The 4,467-nt window shown below is 39.9% G+C and carries 10 protein-coding genes; all 10 read right to left on the reverse strand.

Annotated features, from left to right (window positions below; all coding sequences use genetic code 11):
* Nucleotides 1–27: 27 nt before the first annotated feature.
* Nucleotides 28–621 (reverse strand): hypothetical protein, encoded by a 594-nt coding sequence (locus DS742_RS28290; RefSeq protein ID WP_117420239.1) that lies wholly within the window; start codon nt 619–621, stop codon nt 28–30.
* 85 nt (nt 622–706) lie between these two features.
* Nucleotides 707–895 carry a hypothetical protein gene (locus DS742_RS28295; RefSeq protein WP_117420240.1) on the reverse strand — a complete coding sequence of 63 codons (189 nt, stop codon included), beginning with the start codon at nt 893–895 and terminating at the stop codon, nt 707–709.
* A gap of 25 nt (nt 896–920) precedes the next feature.
* Nucleotides 921–1,097: a hypothetical protein gene (locus tag DS742_RS29150; RefSeq protein ID WP_170313634.1), complete on the reverse strand. Its 177-nt coding sequence runs from the start codon at nt 1,095–1,097 to the stop codon at nt 921–923.
* Between the two features lie 2 nt (nt 1,098–1,099).
* The gene (locus DS742_RS28300) at nt 1,100–1,627 is read right to left on the reverse strand and encodes a hypothetical protein (protein ID WP_117420241.1); all 528 of its coding nucleotides are present in this window, start codon (nt 1,625–1,627) and stop codon (nt 1,100–1,102) included.
* Nucleotides 1,628–1,659: 32 nt separating this feature from the next.
* Complete coding sequence (locus tag DS742_RS28305) at nt 1,660–2,067, reverse strand: YopX family protein (protein ID WP_242996894.1); 408 nt, start codon at nt 2,065–2,067, stop codon at nt 1,660–1,662.
* Nucleotides 2,068–2,099: 32 nt separating this feature from the next.
* Nucleotides 2,100–2,375: a hypothetical protein gene (locus tag DS742_RS28310; protein ID WP_117420242.1), complete on the reverse strand. Its 276-nt coding sequence runs from the start codon at nt 2,373–2,375 to the stop codon at nt 2,100–2,102.
* A complete protein-coding gene (locus DS742_RS29155; protein ID WP_170313635.1) occupies nt 2,372–2,548 on the reverse strand; it encodes a hypothetical protein in 177 nt (58 codons plus the stop codon). Before DS742_RS29155 ends, DS742_RS28310 begins: the two co-directional genes overlap by 4 nt.
* A 45-nt stretch (nt 2,549–2,593) precedes the next feature.
* On the reverse strand, nt 2,594–3,031 hold the full coding sequence (locus DS742_RS28315; RefSeq protein ID WP_117420243.1) for a single-stranded DNA-binding protein: 438 nt from the start codon (nt 3,029–3,031) through the stop codon (nt 2,594–2,596).
* A 38-nt stretch (nt 3,032–3,069) separates the two neighbouring features.
* Entirely contained in the window at nt 3,070–3,318 is a 249-nt protein-coding gene (locus DS742_RS28320) for a hypothetical protein (RefSeq protein ID WP_117420244.1), read from the reverse strand.
* 29 nt (nt 3,319–3,347) lie between these two features.
* Entirely contained in the window at nt 3,348–4,355 is a 1,008-nt protein-coding gene (locus DS742_RS28325) for a tyrosine-type recombinase/integrase (protein WP_117420245.1), read from the reverse strand.
* Nucleotides 4,356–4,467: the final 112 nt, after the last annotated feature.

The following is a 4,467-nucleotide window of genomic DNA, read 5'->3' on the forward strand; positions in this document are numbered from 1 at the left end:
ATGTACAGTAATTCATCAAATTCTAATTTACTGGACTACTCCGGCCCACTGTTCTGCCATAGCTTTGGCTATTCCCGGAAATGTCTTACTTCTCAACTTTGCTCTTTCTGGGCTTGGTGGAAGATAATGTAATCTCTCTCGCTTATTTTTAGGTAATTCCATCATCTGGTCATATACATTGTTTGTCGGCTGTAGCAATGGCAATCCTTTAAGCCATAAGCATGTTTTTTTCTGTTCCATGTGACCATATTCGTAAGGCTGAACAATCTGACTCGGTTTTTTATAAACGCTCGACATTATTCCGACTGGATTTTCTATTGCTATCCGCTCACAGTCAGCATTCGCAAACATCATGAAGAATTCAATACCTTCCTGCTGTCTACCGTCTTTTCGCTTCTGTTCAAACCACGCCGCACCGCTAACCGCTAAGTGAGTACATGGAGGAAATGCAATGATCATATCCCAATGCTGCTTTAACAGCGGTGTTACGTCTTTCTGTAGGTGCCACTCTGGGTGTCCTCCAGAACATGGCTCAATGTCACAACTATAGGCTTCATGGCCTAATTTTCTTAACTCTATTGTTACCGCCTGACTCTCTTCACAGGCTACTAATATTTTCATGATATGTACTCAGAGTAAAGACGTCTTTTATGCAGGCCTGCAAACCTCTTACTCCTTTCCTGTTATTCAGTTAAATTCGGACGCATTACTTACTCCATTCTTTTGAAAGCCATTCCATTAACCCATCCGCCATACCGGACACCATTTCTTTTTTATCATCTAAAGAAATGGCTTTTATAATATCTGCCTGTTGCAAATACTCTACAATGCAAAACGCCATAGCCACAGACATTTCAATATCTCCTGATTCCCTGAGGTGTTCGCCTATTGTCATTGCAATTCCTCCATTAAATTCGGGTTTACTTGTTAAGCAAATCGCCTTTTACCTCAAAATATGTATATACGCTGCTCTGTTTTGCTGGCTTTGTAATATCCACATATTTTCTTAGTATGCTGGCATATATGAGAACCTCTTTTGTTTTTACCTTAAATCTGGTCCATGTTTCACCGCTCTTTTTAATAATACTGGTTTCCAAGTTTATACGCCTCCTTCCTTCTGCTCCCCTCCAGGTTCTGCAAAAAAGTAAGAACTCCTTGAATTTGACCACTCCTCTGCAATCTTTCTGTCTTTCAGGTCTTCAATTCTAACAAATGTAAATACATATCCAATCGGAATGTTGCGATTTTTAACAATCAATACAGGTTTCGTATAACCTTCTATCCGGCATCTGGCTCCATTCCCAAAGAGTTTCATAATATGATCTCTTACATAAGCTTTCCTTCCATCTTCTCCCGTAATGATCCAGTATTTTGTATCTTCCTTTCCAGTAGCTTCTTTTTCAGCCATAACAGAATTTTTCCATAATCTCTGAGGATTAATAATTTCTTTTTTCTCTCCTTCCACAAGGAGAATCTTTGTTAAATCAATTCTTACTTCTTCTCTTTTGATGTAAACACCAGACGTGCTATTAGAAAGAGCAATCAAATCACCAAATTCAAAATATGCCATGCCTTTTGGATTATAAATTGCCTCCATCTGCATTTTTTCCGCAGGAGTATATTTCATATTATTCTCTCCTTTCCTGCTGCCCTGGCAGCTTATAACGGGTTTTCATAAATATTCCCGATAACCTCTATTTCTGTTAATGGAAGTTTGTTTACGCCGTCACCATACATATACAGTTCTACATCACATGTTTTGCTCTCGTGCACAAACCAGCAACCGTCATCCCAAAATACCTCTGATGTATATTCCGTTATGTTGAGGTTTGATTTTAATTCTTGGCACTTTACAATATCGCCCTCATATATTTCTTTTCCGTTTTTATCCTTTAATCCGGTGTATTCGCCTACCGTATCACAGTCAATCAGCTTTTCGATGCCATCTTCTGGCTCTATGTAACAGCCGTTACCACATAAATAACCATATACCCACACACCATTCAGGTGTTCATTTCCGGACATTACATGTGTGTGTTTTGCCCGGAACTTAATTTCTCTGTTCATAATTCCCCTTCCTGCTGCCCTGGCAGCTCATATTATTGTTTAGGTTCCCATAAATCACATGTCTTGTTTGGTGGAGACATATAATCATCAGCTTCGCTTTGCAGCTGTTCTGGATTCTCGCATTTCTGATATTTTTCTAACCAATATTCACAGGTTGCACAGGTTTCTTCACCATGAGCGTCAGGTCCTTCCCCGTACATTTCAGCACATTTCTTGCTGTCAGGATATAAAAACACACATGCTCCCTCTGTGATATCGCACTCCCAGCCATGATATTCATCTGTTGCCTTTGCACATTTACAACTCATTTCTTATCTCCCTCCTGATTTTCCATTGCTTTATAGATGAATGGGAAGAATAACAATCCCATAATGTCATCAACTACCCGGTGCTGAATCTGACCATATAACAGCAGTTCCAACCCTTGCCATATCAGCCCCATGATAACAAAGCACCAACATGATTTTAATATTTTTTCCATGCGTTACCTCTTTTCGCTTACTCCGGTAAACCTGCGTTATCGTCTTTATGAGAACGGAAGCCCTTCGTCTTCCACTCCATCAGGAATATGTATGAACCCTTCATCATCTGTGTACTGGCTTTGGTTGCTTCCCTGGCTGTTTCCTGCTGCCGCTGCGCCCTTACTATCTGCAAATTCCTGATCCTCGATCACAATATCCGTTGTGTACACTTTTACATTGTCTTTGTTTGTATAGCTTCCGGTCTGGATTCTGCCAGATACCAGCACCCGCATACCCTGACGAAAATACTTCTCTGCAAACTCACCAGCTTTGTCAAACGCCACGCAGTTAATGAAATCCGCCGTTTGATCGTTTTCATTATTTTTACGTACCCGGCGATCTACCGCCAGAGTGTATCTGGCGATTGCCATAGCGTGCTCTCCCTGTGAGTATCTCACAGCCGGATCACGTGTTAAGCGGCCCATTAATATAACTTTGTTCATTCTGCCTCTCTCCCTTCTACTTCCGTCCGGTTACTCCGTTAAACTACTTCTAAAGATTTTAATTTTTCAACAGCTTCTTTTCCTTTGTAAACTTTCATGCCAATCATTTTCATATGATTATCCATTCCGCACTTGATCCCATTTATAAGACAGTATCTAATAGCACTAATACTTTCTTGTAAATCTGCTTTTGAGATAAAATCGGTTTCATAAGTGCAAGTGGCATCTTCCCATGTTTTTTCGATGATTGCATGATAACGGCCTAATTTATAATTTCCTATTTGCATAATCCTACCTCCATTAAACTACTGTAAAGCTAAGCTCCAACGCTCATATATCTGTTGTGCACTTGTCTTAAATGTTCTTTATTCCCTGCCGCATAGAACCCAAGTGTTGTTGACGGGTCCTTATGTCCTAACATCTGCTGTATATCTTCGATAGCACAATCTTTAAGCCGTAATGTAGTAGCCATTGTTTTACGGAACAAATGAGGATACACCCTGCGCTTTAATCCTGCCTTTTCTCCAATCTGCTTAATAATCAACCTTAAACCATCTTCATGTACCGCATTGTATGGTGCTCTCACTCCTGCAAATAATGCTTCGCTTGTATCCGTCCTGGTATTGAGGTATTTTTCAATATGTACCCTTGCAACATCATTGATAAACACAGTTCGATAATCAGAGGTTTTATGAGCGTATATAAGGATTTCTCCGGTATTCCAGTCAATATCCTGTCTTCTGATCTGCGGTACTTCTCCGATTCTTACCCCAGTGCTTAGAAGAAACTCCATTAATGCCCGTTCTCTCGGTTTCTTACAAGCCACTCTTAACCGTTCAACCTCCATGCCTTTCAGATAATCAATGGGCGGTTTTCTCTCTTTTTTCACTGGTACGGCTTCCACCGGGTTCGCATTAATCACCCCATGCTTTCGGAACCATGTAAAAACAGCTGAAAGGAAACGGCGTTCATTATTTACAGTCCTGGTATTGTTGCCTTTTCCTGCGTATAGATCCAGATAGTACTTGATATCTACTGCGGTAATATGTCGTATATTTTTATCAGTCACGCAAAGCATGTTTTTCATGGCTCCCATATATGCCCTTATGGTCTTTTCGCTTAATCCATCTTTTCTGACATTCATTTCATAGGCTTGCATCAAATACAGGTTATCGTCCATTTCCGTTGATAGTTCGGTTTCTTTTTTCTGCACTTCCACGTAATATAGAGCCTTAATTATTACGGTTTCCAGTATCCTTAATACATCTGTGTTAACATGCGGTTCCATCTGCATTAAAATCTCATTGATAATTTTCTCTTTCATGCTTGCTCCCCCTCATTTGTAAGAAAAACGATTGTTAGTTATTATCAAATCAATTTTTATGGATAGGCTGATTACTGCGCTATCTCAATTGCATTCCTCCTAGTATAATAAT

It is taken from the genome of Lacrimispora amygdalina (genome assembly GCF_003432035.1).
GTDB classification, from domain to species: domain Bacteria; phylum Bacillota; class Clostridia; order Lachnospirales; family Lachnospiraceae; genus Lacrimispora; species Lacrimispora amygdalina.

Excerpts from the sequence above, each read along its gene's own strand:
- DS742_RS28310 (WP_117420242.1), bottom strand. The coding sequence starts at position 2,375 with ATGAGTTGTAAATGTGCAAAGGCAACAGATGAATATCATGGCTGGGAG.
- DS742_RS28325 (WP_117420245.1), bottom strand. The coding sequence starts at position 4,355 with ATGAAAGAGAAAATTATCAATGAGATTTTAATGCAGATGGAACCGCAT.
- DS742_RS28305 (WP_242996894.1), bottom strand. The coding sequence starts at position 2,067 with ATGAACAGAGAAATTAAGTTCCGGGCAAAACACACACATGTAATGTCC.
- DS742_RS29155 (WP_170313635.1), bottom strand. The coding sequence starts at position 2,548 with ATGGAAAAAATATTAAAATCATGTTGGTGCTTTGTTATCATGGGGCTG.
- DS742_RS28295 (WP_117420240.1), bottom strand. The coding sequence starts at position 895 with ATGACAATAGGCGAACACCTCAGGGAATCAGGAGATATTGAAATGTCT.
- DS742_RS28290 (WP_117420239.1), bottom strand. The coding sequence starts at position 621 with ATGAAAATATTAGTAGCCTGTGAAGAGAGTCAGGCGGTAACAATAGAG.
- DS742_RS28300 (WP_117420241.1), bottom strand. The coding sequence starts at position 1,627 with ATGAAATATACTCCTGCGGAAAAAATGCAGATGGAGGCAATTTATAAT.
- DS742_RS28315 (WP_117420243.1), bottom strand. The coding sequence starts at position 3,031 with ATGAACAAAGTTATATTAATGGGCCGCTTAACACGTGATCCGGCTGTG.
- DS742_RS28320 (WP_117420244.1), bottom strand. The coding sequence starts at position 3,318 with ATGCAAATAGGAAATTATAAATTAGGCCGTTATCATGCAATCATCGAA.